Below are 26,426 nucleotides of genomic sequence, written 5' to 3' on the forward strand. Positions count from 1 at the left end.
CCACTGCATTCCATGTCTGCCGGTCTCAATCTCGCCCAGCTTCAGGCTGTTCATTACACCGACGGTGCTTGCCTGGTGCTGGCTGGCGCTGGCTCGGGCAAGACCCGGGTGATCACGATGAAGATCGCCCACATGATCGAAAAGGGACTGGAGCCCAAGCGCATTGCGGCCATTACCTTCACCAACAAGGCGGCGGCAGAAATGCGCGAGCGTGCGGGGCACCTCATCGGCAAACGCGCCAAGGACGTGCTGGTCTGCACCTTTCACGCCCTGGGCGTGCGCATGGTGCGCGAGGACGGCCATGTGCTCGGCCTCAAGCCGCAGTTCAGCATCCTGGATGCGGACGACGTCACCAGCATTCTGAAAGACGCCTCGGGCGGCACCACGGACATGGCCACGGCGCGCCAGTGGCAGTGGGTGATCAGCAAGTGGAAGAACATGGGCCTGACCTCCGAGCAGGCCCTGGCCCAGGCGGCAGATGACAACGAGCGCATCATCGCCACGCTGATGGCACGCTACGAAGAGCGCCTGACGGCCTACCAGAGCGTGGACTTTGACGACCTGATCGGTATGCCGCTGCGCCTGCTGCGCGACTTCCCCGAGGTGCGCGCCAAGTGGCAGGCATCGCTGGGCCATGTGCTGGTGGATGAATACCAGGACACCAACGCCACGCAGTACGAGCTGCTCAAGCTGCTGGTGGGAGCCAACGGCCACTTCACGGCCGTGGGCGACGATGACCAGTCCATTTACGGCTGGCGCGGCGCCACGCTGGACAACCTGAAAAAGCTGCCGGTGGATTTCCCCCACCTCAAGGTCATCAAGCTGGAGCAGAACTACCGCTCCACCAGCGCCATCCTGCGTGCGGCCAACAACGTGATCGGCCCCAACCCCAAGCTGTTTCCCAAAACGCTGTTCAGCGAACTGGGCGAAGGCGAACCCGTGCGTGTGATCGATGCCGACAACGAGGAGCATGAGGCAGAGCGTGCCGTGGCCCGCATCCAAAGCCTGCGGGCCTCGCTGAACCCCATTCCTGAATGGAAGAGCTTCGCCATCCTGTACCGCGCAAACCACCAGGCCAAGCCGTTTGAAAAGGCGCTGCGCAAGGCCAACATTCCGTACAAGGTGTCGGGCGGCACCAGCTTTTTCGACCGAGCGGAAATCAAGGACCTGTGCGCGTGGTTTCGCCTCTGGATCAACAACGACGATGACCCGGCGTTTTTGCGCGCCATCACCACGCCCAAGCGCGGCATTGGACACACCACGCTGGCATCGCTGGGCGCCTTTGCCACACAGCACAAGCAGAGCATGTTTGGCGCGCTGTTCAACGGCATGCTGCCTGCCGCGGTGCCCAAGCGGGCGCTGGATGGCTTGCATGAGTTTGGCCGCTACATCAACTACCTGGAATACAGCGCGCGCCGCGTGCACGGCGCAGAAGAAGCCCGCACGTTTCTGAACGACTGGCTCAAGGAAATCGGCTACGAGCAGCACCTGTACGACAACGAAGACAGTGAAAAGGTGGCCGCCGCCCGCTGGAGCAACGTGATGGAGTTCTGCGACTGGATGGCCCAGCGCGCGGGCGGTCAGATTGACGACACGGCCGGGGCCGTGGTGGCCAAGGAGACCAAGAGCCTGCTGGAGGTGTCGCAGACGATTGCGCTGTTGTCCACCATCAGCGAGCGCGAGAAAGAGCAGGACATGGTCACGCTCTCGACCCTGCACGCCAGCAAGGGGCTGGAATGGCCGCATGTGGTGCTGGTGGGCGTGACAGAAGGCATGCTGCCCTTCAAGCTGGACGACGACGAAGGCCGCCAGGAAAAGGTGACCGACGACACCCTGCAACGCCTGCAGGAAGAGCGCCGCCTGATGTACGTGGGCATCACCCGCGCCCAGCGCACCCTGGCCGTGAGCTGGACCAAGCGCCGCAAAAAGGGCCGCGAAATGGTGGCCGCCCAGCCCAGCCGCTTCATCGCCGAAATGGGTCTGGACAAGACCACGGCCCGTGAAGACCCCCGCGAAAAGCTCAGAGCCCTGCGCGCCGAATTTGCTGCGAAGAAGGCGCAGGCTGCGGGCACCAGCCCTGAGGCCTGAGCCCCCTCAGCCCAACCACAACGCCATGCGCCCATCTGCTTTCCCCATGCATTTCAAAGCCCATGCCCTGCGCACCGGAGCCACCACGGTTGCTTTGATTTTGATAGCTATCAGCGCTTGTCCTACAAGCGCCAGCAGCCAAACCAAGCCACAATCCGGCGCGGCCTGCATTGCTGCGGTGGATATGACCCACCAGCATCTTCAAGGCCGCTGGACCGCCGAGCTGCAAGCCGCTGCGCCCGGTGCCCCCTCCACCCAGGCCCTGCTGCAGCTCGGCCCTCACCCGGAGTTGGCACAAAGCGTGCGTGGTACTGTTCAGCGCGACGGGAAGACGGCCCTGGTCAGCGGCGACGTCGACGACGGCGACCTGACCCTGGAAGAATCGGTCAACGGCACCAACATCAGCGCCACCTGGACAGGCCGGGTGGTGGATGGCAGTTGCGGCAAGGAAATACGCGGAACATGGAACAACGCCAGCACCCCCAACACCCTGCAACCTTTCGTCATGCGCAAGCAGGCTACCTGGCAATGACCTCTGACCCCACCTCCACAGCAGGCGACCGTAGCAAAGCCATTGCCCGGGCATGGCCTGCTGCCCTGGCCTTGCTGCTGGCCCCAGCCGCCGTGATGGCGCAGGCAGCCAGCCCATCTCCCGCAGGCAATACCAGCCAGGACGCCGCGTGGCGGCGATGCGCAGCCATGTCCGGTGACAACACCGCACGCCTGGCCTGCTTTGATGCATGGGCAGGGCAGCAGGCTTGGCAAGCGCCCGCAGCCTCCGCACAGGCCTCGGGTGCCAGCACTGCAGCGGCGTCGGCCAATGCCACGGGCCGAGAAGAAGCGGCCTCCAACGCGCCCGCGACACCGGTGGACACCACATTACCCGCCACCCGCATCATCGAGGTAGCCCGTACGGAAGGCTGCCGCGATCCACAGTACAGCGACCTGTCGCGCTTCTGGGAGCTGGAAAGCGGCAGCGACTGCGGCACCTTCAGCTTCCGCGGCTATCGACCCATCACGGTGTCGGTGGTGGCATCTGACTCGGTCAACCGCCAACCCACATCGACCGCGGAAGGCCATTCCGCCACCGAGAGCACGCCCTACCGCACCACCGAGAACCGCATCCAGCTCTCGGTGCGCACCAAGCTGGCCCAGGGGCTGCTCACGCAAGGGCACCCCACGCTCAAGGACTCGGTGTGGTTTGGCTACACCCAACAGTCGTACTGGCAACTCTTCTCGCCGCAGATTTCGCGGCCCTTCCGCGCGACGGACCACGAGCCGGAAATCATGTACGTCTACCCCACCACGGCCCAGCTGCCCTGGGGCTGGAAATGGCGCTACAGCGGCATCGGGCTGGTGCACCAGTCCAACGGGCAGAGCAATCCCCTGTCGCGCAGCTGGAACCGCGTGTACCTGATGACCGGCATGGAACTGGACAACCGCTGGATCGTGAATGCAAGGGTATGGAAACGCCTGTCTGAAAGTGTGACGAGCGACGACAACCCCGGCATCAGCGACTACATCGGCCGCGGTGAACTCTCGGTGTTCTGGAATGTGAACAAGGACAACACCCTGGGTGCCACCTTGCGCCACTCCCTGGCCAGCAGCGACCGGGGCTCCGCACGCCTGGAGTGGATGCAGACCCTGGGCAGCGGCCTGTGGGGCGGCAAAAGCAACCTGCGCCTGCACACCGCCCTGTTCAGCGGCTATGGCGACAGCCTGATTGACTACAACCGCAAGCGCACCGTGTTCAGCGTGGGCGTGAGTCTGGTGGACTTCTGACCCCAGCCACCGGATGCAGGGCCGCATCCGGTGGCTCTGCTGAACAAGAGCGCCGAGCCAGCCTCCAAGAACCGCTGTAACGACATCGGTACGCTCACAGTCCGTTACGAAAATCTGCTCAAGTTTTCCGCCGCCATGCCGGGGCACGCACACAATACCCCCCGCACGGCCAAACGGCGCCTGCGTTGCGGGTTCAGCTTGCAAGAACCCATGCAAAGACGCTGCGAGCAAGGTACCGAGGTGGAGCACCCCGCCGAAAAGAGCGGCTTTCCCACCGTTTTCTCTGCCATTGCCGACACCGTGCCCCTCGGACAATGCCGCTACAGAGGAACCTACCCATGGACATGCAATACCAGCTCAAAGCAGGCAGCTACTACCTGTACGACATGCGTGAAGCACCCAGTGCGGTCACCGGCGAGCGCAGGTTCAAGCTCAAGACAGACACCGTCGCCATTGCCTTCGACGCCCACACAGGCAAAGTGCACCAGCACGGCAGCCCTACGCGCATCCAGTCATGGGCCAACAATACACGTCGCCGTCTGCGCGCTGCTGGTGCGCAACAGGAAGCCAACGACATCGTGGTGGTGTCTGGCCCACTGCCAGTGGATGAACTGAACAAGTGTCTGTGGGTCAGCGGCTATGTGCGCCGCATGTTCTCGCGGCTGGCCACTTTGCCTCACGGCAAACTGCAGCAGTCGTCTGCAGATCACTTCCGCAAGGCAGCCTGAAAGCCCTTGAAGCAGTTTTGCGCAGGCTGTGCACCTGCCCCGTTGACGAACCCCGACCTTTCGCAAAGGCCGCCTGCCCAGGCGGCCTTTTTCATTCCGTCTCGTCGTCCATGACCTCGTCTGCCAACACCACCTCGGGATGCTTGACGATGGTGACAGGCACAGAGCTCAGGCGCGACACTTCTTGCGATACTGAACCGAGCAAGGCACCGCTGAGCGCGCCATGGCCTTTGGCGCCGATGACCAGCATGTCTGCCCCATGGTTCTCGGCCAGGTCCACCAGCGTGTGGGCCGCGTCGCCCACAGCAATATCGGTCTCGTAAGCCACGCCTGCCGCATCCAGCAGGGCACGGGCAGGGGCGAGCAGGTGCTCCCCCGCCTCCAGGCTGGCCGCAGCGATCAGGTCAGGGTCGCGGGTGGTGACCAGTTCATACAGCGTGGCCGGTTCCTGCACATGGGCCAGCACGACACCGGCCTGCAGGCCTTGCTTCAGCAATTGCAGCGTGTGCCGCACCCCGTCAAGGGACAACTCGGAACCGTCCACCGCTACCAGAATCTTGAGCATGCTGATCTCCTTGTGCGTTGCTGAAAGAACCTGTTCACGGTCTTTTCAGGGGCGCACAAGCGGCGTGCCGGGATGGGCTGCTAGGCGCAGCGCGCGGCCAATAGCCCGTGCTATTGGCAAGCGCTGCAACAACGCAGACCGCCCGGCAAGACACTTGTCCGCAGGGTTGGAGTGAAATCGGGTGATTGGACGCCTCGGCTGCTTGCATGGGCATGAGCCCATGCGGCGCATCCAAAGCATCCACTCATCCCGATTGCACTCCAATGCGATCCCTGAAAAGACCGCGAACAGGTTCTATGCCAGTGTAGTGATGCTGCACAAGCCCTTTCAGATACAGCGCAAACTCGGCGCAAATTCCGGTATCCGGAGGTTTCTTGTGGCGCTCTGGGACAATTGCGCCCATGCTTCAGTTCGAACTTCTCAAAACAGACCCCTCCAGCCACGCACGGCGCGGCACACTCACGCTCAACCACGGCGTGGTGCAGACCCCCATCTTCATGCCCGTAGGCACCTACGGCACCGTCAAGGGAGTCATGCCCCAAAGCCTGCACGACATGGGCGCGCAGATCATCCTGGGTAACACCTTTCACCTCTGGATGCGTCCTGGCCTCGACGTGATGCAGAGCTTTGGCGGGCTGCACGGGTTTGAGAAGTGGGACAAGCCGATCCTGACCGATTCGGGCGGCTTTCAGGTGTGGAGCCTGGGTGCCATGCGCAAGATCACCGAAGAAGGCGTGCACTTTGCCAGCCCGGTCAACGGCGACAAGCTCTTCATGTCGCCCGAGGTGAGCATGCAGATCCAGACCACGCTCAACTCCGACATCGTGATGCAGCTGGACGAATGCACGCCCTACGAGACCAAAGGCCACAAGACCACCGAGGCCGAGGCGCGCAAATCCATGGAGATGAGCCTGCGCTGGGCCAAGCGCAGCCAGGACGAGTTCCACCGCCTGAACAACCCCAACGCGCTCTTCGGCATTGTGCAGGGCGGCATGTACAAGAACCTGCGCCAAGAATCGCTGGAGCGGCTGGTCGAGATGGACTTCCCAGGCTACGCCGTGGGCGGCGTGAGTGTGGGCGAACCCAAGGACGAGATGCTGGACATCATGGCCCACACGCCCCACCGCCTGCCCGCTCACAAGCCGCGCTACCTGATGGGGGTGGGCACGCCCGAAGACCTGGTACAGGGCGTGGCCGAAGGTGTGGACATGTTCGACTGCGTGATGCCCACCCGCAATGCGCGCAACGGCACCATCTTCACCCGCTACGGCGACCTGAAGATCCGCAACGCCCGTCACAAGGCCGATCACCAGCCGCTGGACCCCAGCTGCACCTGCCACGCCTGTGCAGGCAAAGAGGGCATACCGTGGGACCAGGGCGGGCGCGGCGGCTTCTCACGCGCCTACCTGCACCACCTGGACCGCTGCGGCGAAATGCTGGGCCCCATGCTCACCACCATCCACAACCTGCATTACTACCTGAACCTGATGCGAGAAGTGCGCGAGGCGCTGGACGCAGGCACCTTCAGCCAGTTCCGCGCCCAGTTCAAGGCAGACCGGGCGCGGGGCGTCTGAGTCAGGCATCTCGGCTCCCCGCTTGAGAGCGGCTCACACACCCCAGCGAAGCGACCCTGGCCAGGCATTCCGTCGCAGGCAGTACATCAGGTACGACAAGACGGGACAACGACGTCAGGGGGGTTGTGTGAGCCGCTCTTATCCCTGCGGGGAAACCGGCATGCCGCACTGAAGACACACCAATCGGATACAACCTGGCCTCTCGTTCACGCCATTGCAGCAGCGAAAGCCTTGAAAGCCTTGGTAAACGGTAGAGCGCACCACTTTTTTCAGACCACCCTATGGTCTTCAGCATCCACCTGCCCACTGTTCTTCTGGTCTACAAGACGGCCCTGGCGGCGGGCGCTGTGGGCATCTACCACGTCAGTCGGCACTCATGCCGCCCCCGGGGGCTGAAGCCGCTGGCGCTGGCCTATCTGCTGCTGGCCCTGGGCGCGGAACTGGCCGCACGGGGTGAGTACCTTGCCCTGCCCTTGTGGCTGTGGACGCACGGCAGCCTGCTGCTGGGTACGGTGGCCTACCCGCTGTTCTGGGCCAGCATGCGCGCGCTGAGCGGCAGACGCGCCATTCCCGTCAAAACGCTGGCAGCCATTCCGGCCGGCCTCTTCGCCCTGGGCTTGCTCACGCAGTTTCCTCTCAACAACCTGCACCGTGCGGGCGTGTTCCATGCCACAGCGACCGTAGCGCTGCTGCTTTCGTCCTGGGACATCTGGCGCGACCGGCGCGCCGAGCCCCTGCCCTCCCGTGTACCGCTGGCGGCCTTCCTTTTGCTCAGTGCCTGCATCTATGCGCTGCGGTTGGGCTTTATCGTGAACGAAAACGCAGCCTCCGCCGGGTTTGCGTGGGCCTTCTATATCCAGATGTTCTGCCACTTCGGCATCGCCCTCATGGTGGCAGCCTTGTCCAGCGAGCGGGCTTCCGAGCGCCTGGAGCAACTCGCGCACACCGACCTGCTCACAGGCGTGGGCAACCGCCGCTGGCTGGCATCGCGACTGCCAGCGCATCTGCCCCCTGACAGTGCCGTGATGCTGATTGACCTCGATCACTTCAAGCGCACCAACGACACATACGGCCACGCTGCGGGCGACCAGGTACTGGCCGCCTGCGCCCAATGTCTGCGCAGCCAATTGCGCGAATCGGATGTGCTGGGGCGGATGGGAGGCGAAGAGTTTGTGGTTTACCTGCCCGATGCCACGGCAGAGGCCGCGCGAGTGACGGCCCAGCGACTGTGCGATGCAGCAGCCCGGCTGGAGGTGGCCACCGACGCAGGCCTGCTGCGTGCTACCGTCAGCATTGGCCTGGCATGTGCACGCAAGGCCGGGGGAAGCTCGGAGCAATGGCAGCAGGCGGCCGATCAGGCCCTCTACCAGGCCAAGCGCGAAGGCCGCAACCGGGTGGTGGCTGTAGACCACCTGCCGCCCCCCTCAAGCACCGCCATTCCCCACAGGGCGAGCGAGGGTTAACCTCCGGCCTCTGCAGGTTGCGCAACAGCGCAGCGTCAGCGCCCCACGTCCGCCAGATCCAGGCGGCTGGTCTCGCGGCTGGTCCACAAGGCAGCCAGCGTGAACAGGCCGTTGGCGGCCAGGTACAGACCCACGCCCCCCAGGCCATAGGCCTTGTTCAGGTCAATCGCGATCAGCGTCGGCAGCGATGCGCCCACGATGGACGACAGGTTGTAGGCCATGGAAGCGCCCGAATAGCGCACTTCGGTCGGGAACAGTTCAGGCAACAGCGCGGCCATGGGGCCAAAGGTGCAGCCCATCAGCGCCATGCCGATCACGATGAACAGCAGCACGGAGCCTGGCGTGCCGTGGGTGAGCAGGGCAGGCATCAGCGCGCCAAAGGCCATGATGCCCACCGTGACGGCCATCATCCAGCGGCGACGGCCCCAGCGGTCGGCCTGGTGCCCCGCCACCATGCAGAAGATGCCGAACACGATGGCCCCGATCAGCAGGATGCCCGTGAATGTGTTGGCCGGAATGCCCAGCCCCGTGGGGTGGCCTGCGGCAGAAACACCCGCCGGGCTCTTGGAATACACCTGCACAAACGCGGTCATCAGGTAGAACAGCACATAGGTCGTGGTCATGATCAGTGCGCCCTGCAGCACCTTGCCACCATTCTGGGTGAACACGGCGCTGACCGGAGCACGCAGCTTGCGGCCAGCCTTTTCCACGTCCTGGAAGACTTGGCTTTCATGCAGCGTCAGGCGCACATAGAGCCCCACCGCCACTAGCACGATGGAGAGCACGAACGGAATGCGCCAGCCCCAGGCCACCATCGCATCGGGGCCGATGATGGAGGTGATCACGAAGAACACGCCATTGGCCGCAAACAGGCCGATGGGTGCGCCCAGTTGCGGAAAGCTGCCAAACCAGCCGCGCTTGCCTGCTGGGGCGTTTTCTGTGGCGACCAGGGCTGCGCCACCCCATTCGCCGCCCAGGCCAATGCCTTGGCCGATGCGGAACAGGCACAGCAGCAGCGGTGCGGCGATGCCAATCTGCTCGTAACTGGGCAGCAGACCGATGGCCACGGTGGAAAGCCCCATGGTCAACAGCGACGCCACCAGCGTCTGCTTGCGTCCGATGCGGTCTCCATAGTGGCCAAACAGGGCCGAGCCCACGGGCCGCGCCAGAAAGGCAAGCGCCAGAGTGGACAGCGACAGCAGCGTGGCCACTGCGGGGTCTCCCTTGGGGAAGAACTGGCTGTTGAAGACCAGCACAGCCGCAGCAGCGTAGATGTAGTAATCGTAGAACTCGATGGCGGTGCCAATCAGCGAGGCAACAGCCACCTTCTGGGGGGAATTGCGGGGAGGGGTTTGCGGCGCATCGGCTGCGCCGGCGGGGGAAGCGGACATCAATACCTTTCGGGATCAGGCTCCGCAAGGGCTGGTGCTGTAAACACCAGTGGCACGAGCTGCGGCCAAGCCTAGGGAAAACCCTCAATTTTAAAAATCGCACTGTGCCTTCGCGCCTGCAACCCATCTCCATCCACGAAATCAGCCAGCACGTCCCGCGATGGATAAGGGCAAAACCCCGCAGTGGGCGCGCCCGCAAGCGGGCGGGCAATAATCCGCCGAGCTGACGCACTACGGAGCCCTTTGTGACCCTCTCTTCCACGCTCTCTGCGCCCTCCGTCCATCCGCCCATGCATGTACTGGTCACCGGCGGCACGGGTTTTATCGGCACCGCGCTGGTCAAGCAATTGCTGGAAGCTGGCCACCGCATCACGGTGTTGACCCGACAACCGCAGCGTGCACTGGCGCGCTTTCAGCGGCCTCAAGGCACCCAGGGCCCGGTGCAGGCAATACGTTCATTGGCCGAGCTGCCGGCAACGACTCCGATCGACGCCATCGTGAACCTCGCGGGCGCGCCCGTAGTGGGCCCGCCCTGGACGGCCAGGCGGCGGCAAGCGCTGCTGGACAGCCGCGTAGGCGTGACCGAATCGCTTCTGGCCTGGCTGCAAGGTGCAGAGCACCAGCCTGCGGTGTGGGTGCAGGCCTCGGCCATCGGCTATTACGGGGTGCGGCCACCCGAAGAAACACTGACCGAAACCAGCGCTCCGGGCAGCGGCTTCATGTCGGAGCTGTGCGTGCGCTGGGAGGCCGCTGCGGCCCAGGCAGCCCAGCGGGGTGTGCGCCAGGTGGTGCTGCGCCTGGGCGTGGTGCTGGGCCCCGGGGGCGCGCTGCCGCCATTGCTGCTGCCCATTCGCCTGGGTGTGGGTGGGCGCATGGGCTCAGGTCGGCAGGTGATGAGCTGGATTCACCGCCACGATGTGCTGACCCTGATCACCACCGCACTGCACAACCCGCAAATGCATGGGGTGTACAACGCCACCGCCCCCGAGCCCGTGACACAGGCACGGTTTGTGGCAACCGCAGGCCAGTTGCTGCACCGCCCCGTGTGGCTGCCTGTGCCCGCTGCACCGCTGCGCTGGGCGATGGGTGAAATGGCGCAGCTTTTTGTGGACGGGCAAAACGTAGTGCCCGCCCGACTGCAGGCGGAAGGCTTCGCCTTCCGTTACCCTACGCTGCAGCAAGCCCTGCGCGACTTGGTCTAGCCAACACCCGCCGCACGGCAAATGCTATCAATAACGTAGCTTGCTGCGCTTAATAGACGGGCTGTAGAGGCATATTTGAAACCCATCACTTCGTGGCTGCTGGCCCCACTGCGCTGGCTCTCCCGACTGGGCACCTGGCTATTGGCCGTCCTGGTCGCCTTTGAGGAATGGGGCTGGGAGCCCCTGCAGCGGGTGCTCGCACGCATCGGGCGCTGGCCGGGGTTCCGGTGGATCGAGGGCTTTGTGCGCTCTCTGCCGCCCTGGGCAGCGCTGGCGCTGTTTGTGCTGCCGTCCCTCACCCTGCTACCCATCAAATTGCTGGCCCTGTGGGCCATGGGGCACGGCCATGTGGGGCTGGGCATGCTCATCATTCTGGGGGCCAAGGTGGTGGGCACCGCGGTGCTGGCGCGCCTGTTCACGCTGACGCGCCCGGCCCTCATGCAACTGCACTGGTTTGCCTGGCTGTACCAGCGCTGGGTGGACTTCAAGGAACCCCTGTTGGTGCGTGTGCGCGCATCGTGGCCCTGGCGGGCGGCCCGCGCCATCAAGCGGCGGCTGGGCACGCGCTGGCGCATGTGGTGGCGGGGGCACACCCCGCCCGGCGCCTGACGCGAGCCAAGACTCACATCACCACGTAGTCCGGGTGGCGGGCACAAATCTCGTCGAGCTGGCTCAGCGTGCCTGAGAGGTGGGCGCGCAGTTGGTCCTGGGCATCGGCCGGGTTCCCCGCCGCAATGGCGTCGACGATGGCGCGGTGGTCACGCACCACGGCGGCGGTCTTGCCCTCGGTGGGCAGGTGCAGGCGGCGCAGGCGGTCCACATGGCCGGACATGCGGCGTACCAAGTCCCACAGGCCGGCCACCCCGGCCGCCTCGTACATCAGGCGGTGAAAGTCCTGGTCGGCAGCCACAAACTCGCTGTACTGCTCAGGCCCCATCACCGCCTGCATGCGCTCCACCTGGGCCTGCAGGCGGGCCAGCGTGGCGGCATCGGGCTGCAGGGCCAGGGTGCGCACCACTTCCAGCTCGATAGAGCGGCGCAGGTAGTGCGCCTGCTTGGCGGCACTGATGTCGATGCGGCTGACCACCGTGGCGTGCTGCGGAAAGATGTCGACCAACCCCTCCTCGCCCAGCTTGAGCAGCGCGTCGCGGATGGGGGTCTGGCTGATGCCGAATTGCTCAGCCAGCTCGGCGCGGGCCAGCACGGTGCCGGGCACCAGGTCCAGCGCCACGATGGCTTCGCGCAGTTTTTCAAACACCTGGGGCGCGGCATGGCGCGAGCGGTCCAGGCGGACTTTTTCGATCATTTTTTCAATCACGGGCATGGGCGGGATTGTCGCATTGACGCACTAATATATTAGTGCTTTAATGTTTTGCATGACTCGCCGCACCTACGACTCTCTGCGCAGCGCCCGCTGGTTTGCCCCAGACGACCTGCGCTCTTTTGGCCACCGCTCCCGCATCATGCAAATGGGCTACGCGCCCGAGGACTGGGTGGGCAAGCCCATCATTGCCATCGTCAACACATGGTCTGACATCAACCCCTGCCACGGCCACTTCAAGCAACGGGTGGAAGACGTGAAGCGCGGCATCTTGCAGGCGGGGGGCTTCCCCATCGAGCTGCCCGCCATCTCGCTGGCCGAGGCCTTCGTCAAGCCCACCACCATGCTCTACCGCAACATGCTGGCGATGGAGACCGAAGAGCTGCTGCGCAGTCACCCCGTGGACGGCGCGGTGCTGATGGGCGGCTGCGACAAGACCGGCCCCGGCCTGCTGATGGGTGCGATGAGCGCAGGCCTGCCCTGCATCTTTGTGCCCGCAGGCCCCATGCTGCGCGGCAACTACAACGGGCAAATCCTGGGCTCAGGCTCGGACGCCTGGAAGCTGTGGGACGAGCGCCGCGCAGGCAACCTGAGCAAGACCGAATGGCTGGGCGTAGAAGCAGGCATTGCCCGCAGCCATGGCACCTGCATGACCATGGGCACCGCCGCCACCATGACGGCGATTGCCGAGGCCATTGGCATGACGCTGCCGGGTGCTTCGTCCATCCCCGCGCCCGACGCCAACCATGTGCGCATGAGCGCTGAAAGCGGCCGCCGCATTGTCGAGATGGTGTGGGAAGACCAGACACCCGCCCGCCTGCTCAGCCGCGAGTCCTTCCTCAACGGCATCAACGTGGCCATGGCGGTGGGCTGCTCCACCAACGCCATCGTGCACCTGGTGGCCATGTCGCGCCGTGCCGGTGCACACTGCGCCGTGACGCTGGACGACTTTGACGCCGCCAGCCGCCGCGTGCCCGTGCTGGCCAATGTGCGCCCCAGCGGTGACACGTATCTGATGGAAGACTTTTATTACGCGGGCGGCCTGCTGGGCCTGATGTCGCGCATGCGCGAGCACCTGCATTTGGGCGCTGCCACCGTCACAGGCAAACCGCTGGGCGAGAACATCGAAGGCGCCAAGGTGTTCAACGACGACGTGATCCGCACCACCGAAACCGCCATCTACGCCGAGGGCGCGCTGGCCGTGCTGCGCGGCAACATCGCCCCCAATGGCGCGGTCATCAAGCCCAGCGCCTGCGCCCCGCACCTGCAGCAGCACACCGGCCCGGCGCTGGTGTTTGACGACTACGCCACCATGAAAGCCGCGGTGGAAGACCCCGACCTGGACGTGACGGCCGAGCACATCATGGTGCTGCGCAACGCAGGCCCCCAGGGCGGCCCCGGCATGCCCGAATGGGGCATGTTGCCCATCCCCACCAAGCTGGTCAAACAAGGCGTACGCGACATGCTGCGCCTGTCCGACGCGCGCATGAGCGGCACCAGCTACGGCGCCTGCATCCTGCACGCCTCGCCCGAGGCCTACATCGGCGGCCCGCTGGCGCTGGTGCAAACGGGCGACCTCATCACCGTGGACGTGCCTGCGCGCCGCATTCACCTGGAGGTGAGCGACGCCGAGCTGGAGCGCCGCCGCGCCGCCTGGGTGCCGCCGCCACCGCGCTTTGAACGCGGCTACGGCTGGATGTTCAGCCGCCACATCCTGCAGGCCGACCAGGGCTGCGACTTTGACTTTTTGGAAACCGGCTTTGGCGCACCCGTGCCCGAGCCAGACATTTTCTGACTCCCTTCGGCCCCCACCCTTTTGCATTGAACTCCACACCCATGGCACTGAACCCCACCACCCGCGCCCAGCTGATGAAAGTCAGCACCGCCACGTTGTGCACCGCCCTCTTCAAGCGCGGCCTGCGCAACCAGTTTTTGCAAGACGTGCACCCGCTGCGCACCGGCCGCGCCAACATGGTGGGTGAGGCCTTCACGCTGCGCTACATCCCGGCGCGTGAAGACCTCAACCCCATCAGCGTGTTCCAGAACCCTGACCACCCTCAGCGCAAGGCGGTGGAAGACTGCCCCCCGGGTGCCGTGCTGGTCATCGACAGCCGCAAGGACGCACGCGCTGCATCGGCGGGTTCCATCCTCGCCTCGCGCCTCATGCAGCGTGGCGTGGCCGGACTGGTAACGGATGGCGGCTTCCGCGACACGCCCGACATTGCGGCGCTCGACATGCCCGCCTACCACCACCGCCCCTCGGCCCCCACCAACCTCACGCTGCACCAGGCCATCGACATCAACGTGCCCATTGGCTGCGGTGACGTGGCCGTGTTCCCCGGCGACGTGGTGGTGGGCGATAGCGAAGGCGTCATCGTCATCCCCGCCCACCTGGCCGACGAAATCGCCACCGAGGCGACCGAGATGACCGCGTTTGAAGACTTCGTGACCGAAAAGGTGATGGAGGGCCGCACCATCATCGGCTTGTACCCGCCCACCAACCCGCAAACACTGACCGACTTTGCCGCATGGCGGCAGGCGCACGGGCGCTGAAACGGCCACAGCGCAACATCACCCAAGGGCCCGCAGAGGCCCTGGCTTTTCCATCCATTGCAGGAGACACCCATGCACCCCGTTCCCCCATCCGCCCCTTTCACCACATCACCACAGCGCCGCGCAGCACTCGCCCTGTGTGCCGCAGCGCTGCTGCCCGCCGTGGCCACCCTGACCGCCACGCAAGCCCACGCCCAGGCGGCAGACTGGCCCAACGCCAAGCCCATCAGCTACGTGGTGCCCTTCACCGCCGGTGGCTCCACCGACATCATTGGCCGCACCATCGCCAACAAGCTGCAAGAGTCGCTCAAGCAAGCGGTGGTGGTAGACAACAAGCCCGGCCAGGCGGGCGGCATTGGCGCATCGTTCGTGGCCAAGGCTGCGCCCGATGGCTACACCCTGTTTGGCGGCACCATCAGCACCCACGCCATCAACGCCAGCCTGTACAAAAACCTGTCGTATCACCCCGTCAAAGACTTTGAGCCCGTGGCTCTGGTGGCCACGCTGCCCAACGTGCTCATCATCAACCCCTCACTGGGCGTGAACAACGTGGCCGAGCTGATTGCGCTGCTCAAAAAGGACCCGACCAAGCGCATGTTCGCGTCCTCGGGCGCAGGCACCTCCACCCACCTGGCGGGCGAAATGTTTGGCGACCTGATTGGCGTGAAGCTCACCCACATCCCGTACAAGGGCACGCCCCCCGCGCTCACCGATGTGGCTGCGGGCCAGGTGTCCTTCATGTTCGACCAGATGACCGCCGCCCTGCCCCTGGCCAAGGCCGGCCGCGTGAAGCTGCTGGCCGTGACCACGGGCAAACGCATCACCCTCGCCCCTGAGCTGCCCACCATGATCGAGTCGGGCGTGCCAGGCTTCGAGATGTCGTCCTGGCAGGCCATCTACGCCCCCAAGGGCACGCCCAAGGCCATCGTGCAAAAGCTCAACGCCGAAATCGTCAAGGCCCTCAAGCTGCCCGACGTGCAGGCCAAGCTACACGACCAACTGGGCATGAACATTGTGGGCAGCACCCCCGAAGAGCTGGCCGCGCACATGGACAAGGAGATTCCACGCTGGGCGGATCTGGTGAAAAAATCGGGCGCAACGCCAGACTGACTTCAGCCATCGCGGAGCGAAAGGGTGTGCGCTGAACACATGCCTCAGCGATTGCCTCGCCCACTCCTTCTGCCTTTGGAAAGCTATTATTTCAATAGCAGCCTGCGCTGGATTGATAAGCGCAGCGAGCCAGTTTGATCCAAAATCGCACACCCGAGAACGCCGCGCTTGCGTTTGCAGCCCGGCGCCTTTGTAATCGGCTTCGCCTTTTTGCATTCACCCCCTGGCTCCTGTGATGAACTCTCCCGAGGACGACTCCCGCTTTGTGGCCGGTGATGGCCCCGTCAACCGCCGCACCGCGCTGCTGCATGAGCGCAAGGCGCGCGCCACCGAAGAGCCCCCGGAGCACTCGCCTTTGGCCGAGCGGCTGCAGAAGGTGCATGCCCGCAGCCAGCTGGGCGCGCCGCTTGCCGAATCGCTTGCAGCCTCAGTGCCTGCACAGGCTGCGCCGTCTGCCCTGCACATTGCCACCAGCGTGGTGACAGCGGGAGGGGGCGTGGTTGCCTTGCTGGGGGTGATTCAGGCGGCAGTGCTCCCCCTGGCTGCGGGCGGGGGCATTGCATTGCTGGGGGCCGTGGGCTGGTGGCGCACGCGCCCTGCCAAGGCTGCCCACAGCGCAGCACCCGCAGCTACGCTGTTTGATACCGAGGCGCTGCAAGCCTTTGACCGCGCCCTGGAGGCCGCTGCCCACGAGCTGGGCGAGCAGGCCACCCAGCGCGTGCTGGAGATCAAGGAAGCCTTTCAGCGCATGGGCCACGAGCGGCCCGGGCATGACGAGCACTTCACCGTGGAAGACCGCCTGTTTCTGCGCGAATGCCTGCGCCGCTACCTGCCCGACACGCTGCAGGCCTACCTGCGGGTGCCCGCAGCGCAGCGCCGCCAAGTGCTGCACGAGGGCCAGTCCTCTGCCCACGATGCGCTGCTGCAGCAACTGGCCTTGCTGCACGGTGAAATCCTGGCCCGTGAAAAGAAAATCGGCCGCAGTGCGGCCGAAGTGCTTGCAAGGCAGCAGCGGTTTCTCGAATCCAAGAAATCGCGCTGAAGGAAGCGCCCGCCAATGAACAGGCGGGTGCTACCCAATGGATCAGGAAGCGTCGCTGCCTTCGCGGGCGCGGGCGGCGCGGCGCTCCAGCAACTCGGCCTCTTGCGCGTCGCGCACGGTCTTGGACAGGGTGAAGGTGGAGCTGACCAGGAACAGCCAGCTCACCAGCATGTAGTACTTCTGCCATTCCTCGATCTTCATGCGCCACAGGCCCCAGCCAGTGAGCAGGATGGCAGCCGCAAACGCCACCCACACGGTGATGATCCACTGCGATGTGTCCACGGCCCCGTCGCGGTTGTCGCGCTGGGTCTTGGCAACGGCAAAGGTGGTGAAGAGGCAGAAGAACATGCCGATGGCCAGGAAGGCGCGGTCCAGCTCCTGGCCTGGCAGGTTGATCACGCCGATGGCGGTGCACAGCACCGACAGGGCAAAAGAGATGCGCACTTGCAGGCGCCATGCGGTGGTGTCGCGTTGAACCATGTAGCGGGTTGCCATTTCAGTTTTCCTTCGTGAGGTTGAAAGTAAGGGACACAGGGGAGGTACAGGGAGGTACGGGAGAGGCAAGAGGAACCAGCAAAGTCAGAGCTTGACCGGGCCGCTGAGCTGGGCCGACGTGGCCTTCTTGGCCTGCTCCATGCGCACCTTGTCGATGTACTGCTCGGCGCGCTGGATTTCGGACGCGATCATCGCGTTGTTCTGCCCCATCACCACGATGGCCTTGGAGCGGAAGTCGTCCATGGCGTCCATGGCCTTGAAGGTCTGGTCGAACATTTCCTTGAGCTTTTCGATGCCCACCATGGGGTTCTGCGCAAACTGGGTGGTCTTTTCGACATGGGTGTTGAGCTGGCGGCCGGTTTCGGCAATCAGGCTCTCGATGGTGCTGTTCACGCCGGAGAGCATCTCCATCACCTTGATCTGGTTGCCCGTGGCGCGGGCCACGGTCTGGGCCACGGCCAGCGCGCTCATGCCCGTGGTGGCCACGCGCGAGCAGCCGTTCATCATCTCGCGCCCGGTCTTCTTGAGCACATCCAGCGCCAGGTAGCCGTTGGTGCACACGGCCTGCTGCGTCAGCATGTCCTGCAGGTTCTGGCGGGCGTAGAACAGCACTTCCTGCTCCAGCGCCTTGGCGCGTTGCGGCTCGCTGGCCCTGAGCGATTCGACCTTGGCCGCCAGGCGCTCGTCCAGCAGTTGCGCAAAGCGGATGGCGCTGGCGAGCTTTTGCATGGCGTCCCACAGCTTGGTGCGGGTGGCCTCGATCTCCACCACGTCGCGCTGCATGTCGTCGCGCGCGGCGTAAAGCTGCTCCATGCTCTTTTGCAACTGGCCGCCTGCGCTTTCAAAGCGGCGGAAGTAGCCTTGCAGGCGGTTGCCAAACGGGATGAAGCCCAGCAGCTTTTGCGGCTGGAACAGGTCACCCTCCTTGCCGGGGTTGAGCGTGTCAAGCTGGCGGCGCATGTCCTGGATAGCGCGAAAAGCCGTGCTGTCTTCCATGCCCACAAAGTTGCGCTCCATGAAGCGCCCTTGCATCAGGCTGGCCGCTACCGAGATTTCTTCACGCCCCAGGGCAAAAGCGCTGTCGAGCTTGGCGCGAAAGCCTTCGCTTTGCACGTCTTCAGACATCAGGCTTTCCACAAAGCGGTTCACCTGGTCTTCTACGGCGCGCGACACCTCTTGCGCCAGCGGCACGGCCGAGCCTGCCACTTCGTTGCTGACGGGCTGCAGCACCTCGGGCGGCGTGAGCTGGAAAGTGCTGGCCGCAGGGGCGGCAGGCACAGGCTGCGCGGGGTTCGGGTTCGACATGGATTTCTCCTCTCTCAATGATCTTATGAGCTGGCCGTGACGGTAGCAGTCTGGGGCGCTGCTGTGGTCGATGAGTGGGTTGGCTTGTCAGCAGAAGCCGCGCTGGGCGTGCCGCACGAGAAGCAGTAGCGCGAGAACGCGTTCTTGCGGGTGCTGCAGTGGCCGCAGCGGTCAAACAGGCACAGGCCGCAGTGGGGGCAGTAGTCGATGGCCTCGTTCTTCAAATCCACCGTGCGCTCGCAGCCGGGGCACACGCTTTTGGCCAGGCGGTCCATCACCACGTCATAGCCCAGTTCTTCGCGGCGCTGCGCATCGGGCAGGGATTCGGCCAGCTTCTGGCGCTCCAGATAGCGGTTCAGGGCCAGGATGGCGTAGCGCCCCACCAGCACCGTGATGCCGATGCCCACCACGTAGCGCACATAGCCGCCATAGCTGGGCAGGTAGGGCACCAGCTCCACAAAAAACGCGAACAGCGCAAAGTAGATGAAGCCCCACACAAACGGCCAGTAGGTGCCCTTGCGCTTCTTCACAAAGAGCCAGCCTGCAATGGCCAGCAAAGGTAGGGTGAGCGCCAGGCGGTACAGGAACACGCGCAGCTCCACCTTGCGGGACTCGGCCTGCATGCGGGCATAGCCTTGGCTTTCCAAATCGCTGAGCTGCCGCTGGGTGGCTGCTGCTGTCTGACGCGCATCCAGCGCTGCCTGCTGCTGGGCCTCTACCGCACGCAACGCCTGGCGTTCGGCCTGCTTGAGCTGGTCCAGCTTGCGGGTGCGGCTCAGCACCTCGGGGTCCTGGTCCGCGCGCTCGGTGGTGCGGCGGGTGGCCAGCCAGTTGCTGAAGGTTTCGCGCTCGGCCTGGTTGTCGCTCTGGGCCTTACGGTGCTGCAGCTGGGCTTGCTCCAGCGCAGTCTGGGCGTCTTGCTCGGCCTCGCGCTGGGAGCGGATCTTGTCGCGCAGCGCCTGGGCCTGGGCCTGGTCCAGAAAGTCATCCACCCGCAGCGGCTGCTCCACCTTGGGCAGATCGCCCACCACGGTGCCGCCCAGGCCAATCAGAAAGCTGGCAAACACCACGGCCACCAGCCACAACCCGCGCCGGAACCATTTTTCTGACAATCGCAAAGACTTGCTCATGTAAACCCTCACTCCAGTTGCATTCTGCTATTTTTTTTGTAGCTTTTAGCGCTTGTATTGATTGCGCCACAGGCCTTTTTGATTCATCTGCCAGGGATCAAGCTGGCAGCTCAGCGCGGCTCTCTCAGCGCCCCACCTGCACCGTGGCCGGAGCCGCAGCCAGCTGGCTGCGCTGCATCCAGGCCAGCACCGAGTCCACGGTCACGGTCTCGATGCGGTCGTGAAACCGCTTTTCATTGGGGTGGTCGTCAAACGCAATATTGGCCGACCCCACCCTGCCCCCCAGCCGCGTGAGCGGGCCGAGCTTGAGCGCCGTGGGCTCATAGCCCTTGAACCGCAGCCAGGCCTGTGCCTGCTCCCGTGTGCGCACGGTGGTGGGCTCCATGGCATAGGCCAGGGTCTCCAGCGCCCACTGGTTGGACTGCTGGTACTTGGTGCCCCAGGCGTAGCTCACCATGCTGTAGCTCGGGGCATGCAGCATCTTCACGCGGGTGTTGTCATTCAACACCGGCCACAGCTGGGCCTGTACCGTGGCGCTGGGCACCGCCAGCACGGCGTCGTAGCGCCACAGGTCGTCCAGAAAGAACTCGCCCAGGCCCTGGCGGTAGACATGGCCCACGGCCGTGCCGCACTCATTGAGCTTGTGGGCCACGCGCCAGGGGCCCTCGGGCGTCTTGTAAGCCCAGCCCAGGTGCGAATAGCGCAGGCCGTACTTGCTCAGGTCCTGCCCCGCACGGCCCACCAGCACCACGGTGGCACCGCTGCGTTCGTTCTCTGCGTCCAGCGCCTGGGCCGTCTGCGCCGCCAGGGCCATGCCGCGCTCCACCGTCTGGGCCGATACCGGCTTGCGCTCGTCGCACGAGCGGCCTGCATGGGCCGGAACCGCCACCATTGCAGCGGCCGCCACCACGGCGACGGTCAGCATGGCCAGCCAGGTATTGCGGCCAGGGGAGACGGTTGCGTGCATCTTGAGCATCTTGGGTTGTGCCATGGTGCAGGTCCTCAGAGGCGTTCGTTGTGCAGCAGGGCTCGGCCCATGGCATTGGGGATGAAGGCCAGCGCCTCACCCGCTACCGAAAGCACCACGCCCGTGGCGATCACACTGCACGTCACCGCGCTGCCCACCGCATGGGCAGAGGCCCCCGCGCCGCGGCCCACCACCTCCACGCTGACCTTGGCCCCGTCGGAAGCACGCTCCAGCAAGTACACCGTGCCGGTGGCCGAAGCCTCGACCGACTTGACCACCAGCACCGCACCACCCACTGACAAGGCCGCGGGCACCGCCGCCACCGCGCCGCCAGCGGCCGAAGTCGCCCCGGCCAGCCCCACCACCGAAGCCACAGGCAACACTGACAAGGCTGCAGAGGCTTCACTCTGCGCGTGTGCAGGCGCGGCCACCACGGCACACCACACACCAGCCGCCATCAGCGCTCCCATCCACCAGCGGTTGAAAGAAGAGACAGGCCATGCCGCAGAAGCCGCCACAGAAGGGGCCGAGCCCCCTGCGGGCGCAGAACTCACGGAAGCGGGGCGAAGAGAGAAACGCATGGAAGGAACCTTGTGCAAAGGCCTGGGTTGAACACGGAGCCGAATGGTGCCCATTCGCCCGCGCCCTGTCTGCGTGGGAACGTAACAGTTCAGGCCCACAGGCCAAAAAGTACCGTTATCTGATACTTTTTCATGATTCATCTGCTTACAGTGCGTAAGCGAACCGCTGCGATGTTGCCAATACGCCTACGCGACAGCCCGGCGCAGCGGCTGCCCAGAGAATGCGCCGCAGCACCCATCCCTCTTTCCTGACTCCTCAGCCCCATGACCAAACCTTATGACCTGATCGTCCACGGTGCCACCGGCTTCACAGGCCGCCTGGTAGTGGAATACCTGCTGCAACGTTACCCCGCAGGCAGCGGCCTGCGCTGGGCCATGGGCGGGCGCAACGCCGACAAGCTGGCCTCCGTGCGCGACGAGCTGGGAGCCCCCGCAAACACCCCGCTGGTGGTGACCGATACCAGCAACCCCGCCAGCCTGCAGGCGCTGATGGACGCCACCCGCCTGGTGCTGACCACCGTGGGCCCCTACCAGCTTTATGGCAACGAACTGGTTGCCGCCTGCGCCGCCAACGGCGTGGATTACGTGGACCTGTGCGGCGAACCTGCCTGGATGCGCCAGATGATCGACGCCCACGAAGCCACGGCCAAAGCCAGCGGCGCGCGCATCGTGTTCTCCTGCGGGTTTGACTCGATTCCGTTTGACCTGGGCGTGTACCTGCTGCAAAAGGAGTTTGCCCAGCGCTTTGGCCATCCCGCACCGCGCGTGCGCGGCCGGGTGCGCAAGATGAAGGGCACCTTCTCGGGCGGCACCGCCGCCAGCCTCAAGGCCACCATGGCCGCCGCTGCAACCCAGCCCGGCGTGCTGGACCTGCTGAAAAACCCGTTCTCGCTCACCCCCGGTTTTGAAGGACCACGCCAGCCCACGGGCAACAAGCCCATGGTGGACGAGGCTCTGGGCGATGGTGTGTGGGTGGCGCCGTTCGTCATGGCCGCCATCAACACGCGCAATGTGCACCGCTCCAACCTGCTGCTGCGGCACGCCTACGGCACTGATTTTGTGTATGACGAAATGCTCATCACCGGCCCCGGCGAAAAAGGCGAAGCCCTTGCCAACGCCGTGGCGGGCGACAAATCACTCGGCTCCGACAAAGGCCCCCAACCCGGCGAAGGCCCCTCGCGCGAGGAACGCGAGAGCGGCTTTTACGACGTGCTGTTTTTGGGCACCGACGACGCAGGAAACGCTCTGCGCGTGGGCGTCAAAGGCGACCGCGACCCAGGCTACGGCTCCACCTCCAAGATGGTTGCCGAATCGGCCATTTGCCTGCTGCAGGACGCAACCCAAACGCCCGGCGGCATCTGGACCACGGCACCCGCGATGGGGGATGCGCTGATGGCGCGACTGCAGGCGAATGCGGGGCTGAGTTTTGGGGTGGAAGAGATGAGTTGACAGCAAGCCAGGCCAGCCACAGCGGCACGGGTTGTTGAATGGATGATGCGAAGACGCACACAATTGCTATAAAAAATAAAGCATCCTGCGCTTTTTCCATAAACGCTACATGCCTTTTTTGCCTGCATCATCCCCTCCAATTGTTTTGAGCAGTTCGTCAGAGCATCGAGCGTCTTGATCGCGACCCACATCAGCACCGACACGCGGGGCGGTGGACAAACTGTCCAGCCGTGCGCTGTTCTCCGCTTCTAAGATATTGGCGCGGACTTCGTATCCGCAAAGCCGATTCCGTGGCCACCACGCCCACCAACGAACCGATCAAGGAACTCCATGTCGATGTCGAATTACCTGCTGATGCCCATCAGCAAGGAAGCGTTTGCAAGCCCCGAAAAAACCAGGCAAGTGCTGGATTTACTGATAAAGGAGGGCCTGGCATCTGCCAATAACCCAACCGACGTGTGGAGCTACCCCTATGATGCAGAGCATGAAGACTATGGCGAGGAAAGACTTCCGTTCACGACACTTCGCGAATGGAGGGATGCGCTCGACCGGGTGGATCTGCAAGAGGTCAACTTTCAAGTGGGTTTCAGCCGGTACGGCCTGCAAAGCAAGGACGACCTACCGGGCATGAACAAACTCACTGAAGAGTTGCAGACCCACATGGCCGAGTTCTGCGCAAGCCATGCGATCGATTACACGCTCGACGTTTACGGGCATGTGACCATCGGGTTCATTGCCCCAGACAGTGAGGACGAACAGGGCGAGCTTCGTGGCATCGGAGTGATGTGCGACGGGAGCTCTGCCGTATTCATGGAAGAGGCAGGCTACCTCGAGGCAGTCAAGAAAACCGGCATCTATCGTGTCTTTGAAAAAATAGCGGCGATCTACGGAGAAAAGCCGTCTCTTCAATTTCGTAACTGAAGGGGCCGTTGCACTTCTGCACTTCAAATGTAAGCCCCCAGCGCTCCATGAACATCCCCATGCGCCCCCGCGACCTGTGCCTGGCCCTGCTCGTCATCGTGGTGTGGGGCCTGAACTTTGCCGTGATCAAAGTGGGCCTGAACGGCGTGCCGCCCATGCTGCTGGGCGCGCTGCGTTACCTGCTGGCGGCGTTTCCGGCGCTGCTGTTTGTGCGGCCGCCCAAAGTACCGCTGCGCCTGTACCTGCTGTATGGCATGACGATGGCGGTGGGCCAGTTTGCGTTGCTGTTCACAGCCATCCACATCGGCATGCCTTCGGGGTTGGCGTCGCTGGTGCTGCAGTCGCAGTCGTTCTTTACCCTGCTGTTGGCGGCATGGTGGCTGCGTGAGAAGTGGCACGGCAACCAGTTGGCAGGGCTGGCATTGGCCGGGGGCGGGCTGGTGCTGATCGGCAGCGCGCACGGGGCGTCCATGCCACTGGCGGGTTTTGGGTTGACGGTTGCCGCTGCCGCGCTGTGGGGGTGTGGAAACATTGCCACGCGGGCCGTGGGGCGCTATGGGCCGATGAATCAGTTCGCGTTCATTGTGTGGTCCAGCCTGGTGGCACCCCTGCCCTTTTTGGCGCTGGCGGTGTGGATGGATGGGGCACCCGCGGTGTGGGCTGCGTTGCGCGGCCTGTCGATCACATCAATGGCGGCGGTGGGTTACATCGCCTGGATCTCCACGCTGCTGGGCTTCGGGCTGTGGACCTTTCTGATGTCGCGCTACCCGGTCAACCGCGTGGCACCGTTCACCCTGCTGGTGCCTGTGGTGGGGCTAACCACCGGCTGGTGGGTGTTTGGCGAGCAACTGCTGCCCGTGCACTTTGCGGGGGCCGGGCTGCTGATGGCCGGGCTGCTGGTCAACCTGTTTGGCAAGCCACTCTGGGAAAAGCTGCGCCCAGTCAGCGCGGGCACACCTTAACAACCCGAGCCCCCAAGCCGACTACGCAGCAGCGGCCATCTCCGGCAGCAGGGTCTGCGCATAACGGCTTGGCAATGCAACCTGCCGGGAGCTGGCCCAACCCAGCGCGGGCTGGTCAGCACCTTCCAGCCGGAACACCGCTACCGCAGAGACCAGCTGCTGGGCCTGGGCCTTCATGCTGCTGGCCGTGGCGGCCATTTGCTCGACCAAGGCAGCGTTCTGCTGGGTAGTCTGGTCCATGTGCATCACGGCTTCGCTGACTTGCGAGAGCCCCTCGCTCTGCTCGGCGCTGGCGGCGCTGATCTCGCGCACGATGTCGGTCACGCGGCGGATGGCGTGCACCACCTCTTCCATGGTGTGTCCCGCCTTGTCCACCTGCATGGAGCCCTGCTCCACCCGGCCTACGCTGGCAGAGATCAGGTGTTTGATCTCTTTGGCGGCTTGGGCCGAGCGCCCTGCCAGCGCCCGCACTTCACTGGCCACCACGGCAAAGCCCCGGCCCTGCTCACCGGCACGGGCGGCCTCCACGGCTGCGTTCAGGGCCAGGATGTTGGTCTGGAAGGCGATGCTGTCGATGACGCCAATGATGTCGGCAATGCGCTGCGAGCTTTCGTTGATGCCCTTCATGGTTTCAACCACCTGGGCCACAACCTCGCCGCCCTTGAGTGCCACCACGTTGGCCTGGTCTGCCAGCTTGCTAGCAGCCTGCGCGCTGTCAGAGTTCTGACGCACGGTGGAGTCCAGCTCTTCCATGGATGCGGCAGTTTCCTCCAGCGCGCTGGCCTGCCGCTCGGTGCGCGCAGACAGGTCCAGGTTGCCCTGCGAGATCTCTGCGGTGGCATCCGCCACGGTTTCCGAGCTGGTACGTACGGTGGTCACGATGTCCGCAAGCCTGTGGCGCATGGCATCCAGCGCCTCCAGAAGCTGCCCCACTTCGTCACGACGGCCTGAGTGCACGGGCGTGACCAGATCACCCGCCGCAATGGCGTGCGTGGCATGCACAGCCTGCAGCAGGGGCTGAGTGACGGAACGGGTGGCCAGGTAGCCCAGCAGAATGCCGGCCAGCAGGGCGCAGGTACCGCTCAAGGCCATCCACACCAGGCCCGTGCTGGCGCGGGTAGAGACGGCGTGCAGATCATGATCCACCTGGGTTTCGATCGATTGCACCAGCTGGTGAATCACCCCGGTGTAGCTCTGGATCAGGGGCGCCAGCTCAGCATCCACGGCAGCGCCTACGTCCTGCCCGGCCTGCTTGGCTTTGACCAGTTCGGCGCGTTTGACGCGGTAGGTGTCGCGGATCTGGCTGGCCTGCTCAAACAGTTGGCGATTGCGGTCCGAATCCAGCAACCCGCGAATCTGCTCGAGCCGCCTGCCTGCGGCCTCCGACACAGCGGCAATCTCCTTGCTCTGCTTTTCCACATAGGCGGCATCACCGCTTTTGAGGATGGCCTCGGTACGCAGCCAGTTCATCTGGATGTCGGTTTCCCAGTCCTGCGCCAGCTCCATGCGGCGCATGTCCACCTTGGCCACCTGCTCGTTGCTGGAGCGCAGAGACAGTATGTTGATGGCGCCAATCGCAGCAATCACGGCTGTGAGCAGCAGCAGTGCGGCAAACGATGCCCCGAGGCGAATACCCAGTTTCAGATCCACGATACGCATAGGAAGCTCCTTGGAGTGGGAAAACTGCGAGAACCTGCTGACATGCCAAGCAAATAGCGTGCTCGCACGCCGCAATCGGAAAGCGGCTACCGCACTGGGGTGGTGCAAAGTGGGTTATGCCCGCCAAGACCTGGGCAC

At 64.4% G+C, this 26,426-nt stretch carries 24 protein-coding genes; 15 read left to right on the plus strand and 9 right to left on the minus strand.

Annotated elements, in window-relative coordinates:
- Window positions 1–12 precede the first annotated feature (12 nt).
- The 4 genes from AACH87_RS19120 to AACH87_RS19135 all read left to right on the plus strand — a co-directional run bounded on the left by AACH87_RS19120 (window position 13) and on the right by AACH87_RS19135 (window position 4,598).
- The gene (locus tag AACH87_RS19120; RefSeq protein WP_338796125.1) at window positions 13–2,088 is read left to right on the plus strand and encodes a UvrD-helicase domain-containing protein; all 2,076 of its coding nucleotides are present in this window, start codon (window positions 13–15) and stop codon (window positions 2,086–2,088) included.
- A gap of 25 nt (window positions 2,089–2,113) precedes the next feature.
- Complete coding sequence (locus AACH87_RS19125) at window positions 2,114–2,620, plus strand: hypothetical protein (RefSeq protein WP_338796127.1); 507 nt, start codon at window positions 2,114–2,116, stop codon at window positions 2,618–2,620.
- A 95-nt stretch (window positions 2,621–2,715) separates the two neighbouring features.
- Window positions 2,716–3,870, plus strand: coding sequence for a phospholipase A (locus tag AACH87_RS19130; RefSeq protein ID WP_338799019.1), 1,155 nt, complete (start codon window positions 2,716–2,718; stop codon window positions 3,868–3,870).
- Window positions 3,871–4,208: 338 nt separating this feature from the next.
- Entirely contained in the window at window positions 4,209–4,598 is a 390-nt protein-coding gene (locus AACH87_RS19135; RefSeq protein WP_338796128.1) for a hypothetical protein, read from the plus strand.
- Between the two features lie 91 nt (window positions 4,599–4,689).
- Here AACH87_RS19135 and AACH87_RS19140 read toward each other — a convergent pair whose 3' ends face one another.
- Window positions 4,690–5,163 (minus strand): universal stress protein, encoded by a 474-nt coding sequence (locus tag AACH87_RS19140; RefSeq protein ID WP_338796129.1) that lies wholly within the window; start codon window positions 5,161–5,163, stop codon window positions 4,690–4,692.
- 401 nt (window positions 5,164–5,564) lie between these two features.
- Here AACH87_RS19140 and tgt point away from each other — a divergent pair, with 401 nt between their 5' ends.
- Together tgt and AACH87_RS19150 are read left to right on the plus strand one after the other, a co-directional pair.
- Window positions 5,565–6,737, plus strand: a complete 1,173-nt coding sequence (gene tgt / locus AACH87_RS19145; RefSeq protein WP_338796130.1) for a tRNA guanosine(34) transglycosylase Tgt — start codon at window positions 5,565–5,567, stop codon at window positions 6,735–6,737.
- Between the two features lie 281 nt (window positions 6,738–7,018).
- Window positions 7,019–8,200 (plus strand): GGDEF domain-containing protein, encoded by a 1,182-nt coding sequence (locus tag AACH87_RS19150; RefSeq protein ID WP_338796131.1) that lies wholly within the window; start codon window positions 7,019–7,021, stop codon window positions 8,198–8,200.
- Window positions 8,201–8,235: 35 nt separating this feature from the next.
- On the opposite strand, the gene AACH87_RS19155 is transcribed toward AACH87_RS19150, so the two are convergent.
- The gene (locus tag AACH87_RS19155; RefSeq protein ID WP_338796132.1) at window positions 8,236–9,591 is read right to left on the minus strand and encodes an MFS transporter; all 1,356 of its coding nucleotides are present in this window, start codon (window positions 9,589–9,591) and stop codon (window positions 8,236–8,238) included.
- A 245-nt stretch (window positions 9,592–9,836) separates the two neighbouring features.
- Between AACH87_RS19155 and AACH87_RS19160 the strand changes: the two genes are divergently transcribed.
- Both AACH87_RS19160 and AACH87_RS19165 read left to right on the plus strand, forming a co-directional pair.
- Entirely contained in the window at window positions 9,837–10,793 is a 957-nt protein-coding gene (locus AACH87_RS19160) for a TIGR01777 family oxidoreductase (protein WP_338796134.1), read from the plus strand.
- A 75-nt stretch (window positions 10,794–10,868) separates the two neighbouring features.
- Window positions 10,869–11,402, plus strand: a complete 534-nt coding sequence (locus AACH87_RS19165) for a hypothetical protein (RefSeq protein ID WP_338796135.1) — start codon at window positions 10,869–10,871, stop codon at window positions 11,400–11,402.
- A 13-nt stretch (window positions 11,403–11,415) separates the two neighbouring features.
- On the opposite strand, the gene AACH87_RS19170 is transcribed toward AACH87_RS19165, so the two are convergent.
- Window positions 11,416–12,117, minus strand: a complete 702-nt coding sequence (locus AACH87_RS19170) for a GntR family transcriptional regulator (RefSeq protein WP_338796136.1) — start codon at window positions 12,115–12,117, stop codon at window positions 11,416–11,418.
- Between the two features lie 52 nt (window positions 12,118–12,169).
- Here AACH87_RS19170 and araD point away from each other — a divergent pair, with 52 nt between their 5' ends.
- The 4 genes from araD (at window position 12,170) to AACH87_RS19190 (ending at window position 16,819) form a co-directional block, all read left to right on the plus strand.
- Window positions 12,170–13,909, plus strand: a complete 1,740-nt coding sequence (gene araD, locus AACH87_RS19175) for an L-arabinonate dehydratase (RefSeq protein ID WP_338796137.1) — start codon at window positions 12,170–12,172, stop codon at window positions 13,907–13,909.
- A gap of 41 nt (window positions 13,910–13,950) precedes the next feature.
- Window positions 13,951–14,667: a ribonuclease activity regulator RraA gene (locus tag AACH87_RS19180; RefSeq protein WP_338799020.1), complete on the plus strand. Its 717-nt coding sequence runs from the start codon at window positions 13,951–13,953 to the stop codon at window positions 14,665–14,667.
- 72 nt (window positions 14,668–14,739) lie between these two features.
- Window positions 14,740–15,777 (plus strand): tripartite tricarboxylate transporter substrate binding protein, encoded by a 1,038-nt coding sequence (locus AACH87_RS19185; RefSeq protein ID WP_338796138.1) that lies wholly within the window; start codon window positions 14,740–14,742, stop codon window positions 15,775–15,777.
- A gap of 235 nt (window positions 15,778–16,012) precedes the next feature.
- Window positions 16,013–16,819, plus strand: coding sequence for a hypothetical protein (locus tag AACH87_RS19190; protein WP_338796139.1), 807 nt, complete (start codon window positions 16,013–16,015; stop codon window positions 16,817–16,819).
- Window positions 16,820–16,861: 42 nt separating this feature from the next.
- On the opposite strand, the gene AACH87_RS19195 is transcribed toward AACH87_RS19190, so the two are convergent.
- The 5 genes from AACH87_RS19195 to AACH87_RS19215 form a co-directional block, all read right to left on the minus strand.
- A complete protein-coding gene (locus AACH87_RS19195; RefSeq protein ID WP_338796140.1) occupies window positions 16,862–17,314 on the minus strand; it encodes a YiaA/YiaB family inner membrane protein in 453 nt (150 codons plus the stop codon).
- An 84-nt stretch (window positions 17,315–17,398) separates the two neighbouring features.
- Window positions 17,399–18,619 (minus strand): toxic anion resistance protein, encoded by a 1,221-nt coding sequence (locus tag AACH87_RS19200; protein ID WP_338796141.1) that lies wholly within the window; start codon window positions 18,617–18,619, stop codon window positions 17,399–17,401.
- 23 nt (window positions 18,620–18,642) lie between these two features.
- Window positions 18,643–19,749, minus strand: a complete 1,107-nt coding sequence (locus AACH87_RS19205) for a serine endopeptidase (RefSeq protein WP_338796142.1) — start codon at window positions 19,747–19,749, stop codon at window positions 18,643–18,645.
- A gap of 124 nt (window positions 19,750–19,873) precedes the next feature.
- Window positions 19,874–20,674 (minus strand): DUF2145 domain-containing protein, encoded by an 801-nt coding sequence (locus AACH87_RS19210; protein WP_338799021.1) that lies wholly within the window; start codon window positions 20,672–20,674, stop codon window positions 19,874–19,876.
- Window positions 20,675–20,751: 77 nt separating this feature from the next.
- On the minus strand, window positions 20,752–21,186 hold the full coding sequence (locus AACH87_RS19215) for a hypothetical protein (RefSeq protein WP_338799022.1): 435 nt from the start codon (window positions 21,184–21,186) through the stop codon (window positions 20,752–20,754).
- A gap of 375 nt (window positions 21,187–21,561) precedes the next feature.
- Here AACH87_RS19215 and AACH87_RS19220 point away from each other — a divergent pair, with 375 nt between their 5' ends.
- From AACH87_RS19220 to AACH87_RS19230, 3 genes are all read left to right on the plus strand, one after another.
- Window positions 21,562–22,746, plus strand: a complete 1,185-nt coding sequence (locus AACH87_RS19220; RefSeq protein ID WP_338796143.1) for a saccharopine dehydrogenase NADP-binding domain-containing protein — start codon at window positions 21,562–21,564, stop codon at window positions 22,744–22,746.
- A 330-nt stretch (window positions 22,747–23,076) separates the two neighbouring features.
- Window positions 23,077–23,667 carry a hypothetical protein gene (locus tag AACH87_RS19225; RefSeq protein ID WP_338796144.1) on the plus strand — a complete coding sequence of 197 codons (591 nt, stop codon included), beginning with the start codon at window positions 23,077–23,079 and terminating at the stop codon, window positions 23,665–23,667.
- Between the two features lie 47 nt (window positions 23,668–23,714).
- Window positions 23,715–24,629 (plus strand): EamA family transporter, encoded by a 915-nt coding sequence (locus AACH87_RS19230; RefSeq protein ID WP_338796145.1) that lies wholly within the window; start codon window positions 23,715–23,717, stop codon window positions 24,627–24,629.
- A gap of 21 nt (window positions 24,630–24,650) precedes the next feature.
- Here AACH87_RS19230 and AACH87_RS19235 read toward each other — a convergent pair whose 3' ends face one another.
- The gene (locus tag AACH87_RS19235; protein ID WP_338796146.1) at window positions 24,651–26,288 is read right to left on the minus strand and encodes a methyl-accepting chemotaxis protein; all 1,638 of its coding nucleotides are present in this window, start codon (window positions 26,286–26,288) and stop codon (window positions 24,651–24,653) included.
- Between the last annotated feature and the right edge of the window lie 138 nt (window positions 26,289–26,426).

It is taken from the genome of Acidovorax sp. DW039 (genome assembly GCF_037101375.1).
GTDB lineage: Bacteria > Pseudomonadota > Gammaproteobacteria > Burkholderiales > Burkholderiaceae_C > Acidovorax.

What these genes read in the sequence shown, in the direction of transcription:
- AACH87_RS19120 (WP_338796125.1), top strand. Translation starts at nt 13, where the DNA reads ATGTCTGCCGGTCTCAATCTCGCCCAGCTTCAGGCTGTTCATTACACC.
- AACH87_RS19125 (WP_338796127.1), top strand. Translation starts at nt 2,114, where the DNA reads ATGCGCCCATCTGCTTTCCCCATGCATTTCAAAGCCCATGCCCTGCGC.
- AACH87_RS19130 (WP_338799019.1), top strand. Translation starts at nt 2,716, where the DNA reads ATGGCGCAGGCAGCCAGCCCATCTCCCGCAGGCAATACCAGCCAGGAC.
- AACH87_RS19135 (WP_338796128.1), top strand. Translation starts at nt 4,209, where the DNA reads ATGGACATGCAATACCAGCTCAAAGCAGGCAGCTACTACCTGTACGAC.
- AACH87_RS19140 (WP_338796129.1), bottom strand. Translation starts at nt 5,163, where the DNA reads ATGCTCAAGATTCTGGTAGCGGTGGACGGTTCCGAGTTGTCCCTTGAC.
- tgt (WP_338796130.1), top strand. Translation starts at nt 5,565, where the DNA reads ATGCTTCAGTTCGAACTTCTCAAAACAGACCCCTCCAGCCACGCACGG.
- AACH87_RS19150 (WP_338796131.1), top strand. Translation starts at nt 7,019, where the DNA reads ATGGTCTTCAGCATCCACCTGCCCACTGTTCTTCTGGTCTACAAGACG.
- AACH87_RS19155 (WP_338796132.1), bottom strand. Translation starts at nt 9,591, where the DNA reads ATGTCCGCTTCCCCCGCCGGCGCAGCCGATGCGCCGCAAACCCCTCCC.
- AACH87_RS19170 (WP_338796136.1), bottom strand. Translation starts at nt 12,117, where the DNA reads ATGCCCGTGATTGAAAAAATGATCGAAAAAGTCCGCCTGGACCGCTCG.
- araD (WP_338796137.1), top strand. Translation starts at nt 12,170, where the DNA reads ATGACTCGCCGCACCTACGACTCTCTGCGCAGCGCCCGCTGGTTTGCC.
- AACH87_RS19180 (WP_338799020.1), top strand. Translation starts at nt 13,951, where the DNA reads ATGGCACTGAACCCCACCACCCGCGCCCAGCTGATGAAAGTCAGCACC.
- AACH87_RS19185 (WP_338796138.1), top strand. Translation starts at nt 14,740, where the DNA reads ATGCACCCCGTTCCCCCATCCGCCCCTTTCACCACATCACCACAGCGC.
- AACH87_RS19190 (WP_338796139.1), top strand. Translation starts at nt 16,013, where the DNA reads ATGAACTCTCCCGAGGACGACTCCCGCTTTGTGGCCGGTGATGGCCCC.
- AACH87_RS19195 (WP_338796140.1), bottom strand. Translation starts at nt 17,314, where the DNA reads ATGGCAACCCGCTACATGGTTCAACGCGACACCACCGCATGGCGCCTG.
- AACH87_RS19200 (WP_338796141.1), bottom strand. Translation starts at nt 18,619, where the DNA reads ATGTCGAACCCGAACCCCGCGCAGCCTGTGCCTGCCGCCCCTGCGGCC.
- AACH87_RS19205 (WP_338796142.1), bottom strand. Translation starts at nt 19,749, where the DNA reads ATGAGCAAGTCTTTGCGATTGTCAGAAAAATGGTTCCGGCGCGGGTTG.
- AACH87_RS19210 (WP_338799021.1), bottom strand. Translation starts at nt 20,674, where the DNA reads ATGCTGACCGTCGCCGTGGTGGCGGCCGCTGCAATGGTGGCGGTTCCG.
- AACH87_RS19215 (WP_338799022.1), bottom strand. Translation starts at nt 21,186, where the DNA reads ATGGGAGCGCTGATGGCGGCTGGTGTGTGGTGTGCCGTGGTGGCCGCG.
- AACH87_RS19220 (WP_338796143.1), top strand. Translation starts at nt 21,562, where the DNA reads ATGACCAAACCTTATGACCTGATCGTCCACGGTGCCACCGGCTTCACA.
- AACH87_RS19225 (WP_338796144.1), top strand. Translation starts at nt 23,077, where the DNA reads ATGTCGATGTCGAATTACCTGCTGATGCCCATCAGCAAGGAAGCGTTT.
- AACH87_RS19230 (WP_338796145.1), top strand. Translation starts at nt 23,715, where the DNA reads ATGAACATCCCCATGCGCCCCCGCGACCTGTGCCTGGCCCTGCTCGTC.
- AACH87_RS19235 (WP_338796146.1), bottom strand. Translation starts at nt 26,288, where the DNA reads ATGCGTATCGTGGATCTGAAACTGGGTATTCGCCTCGGGGCATCGTTT.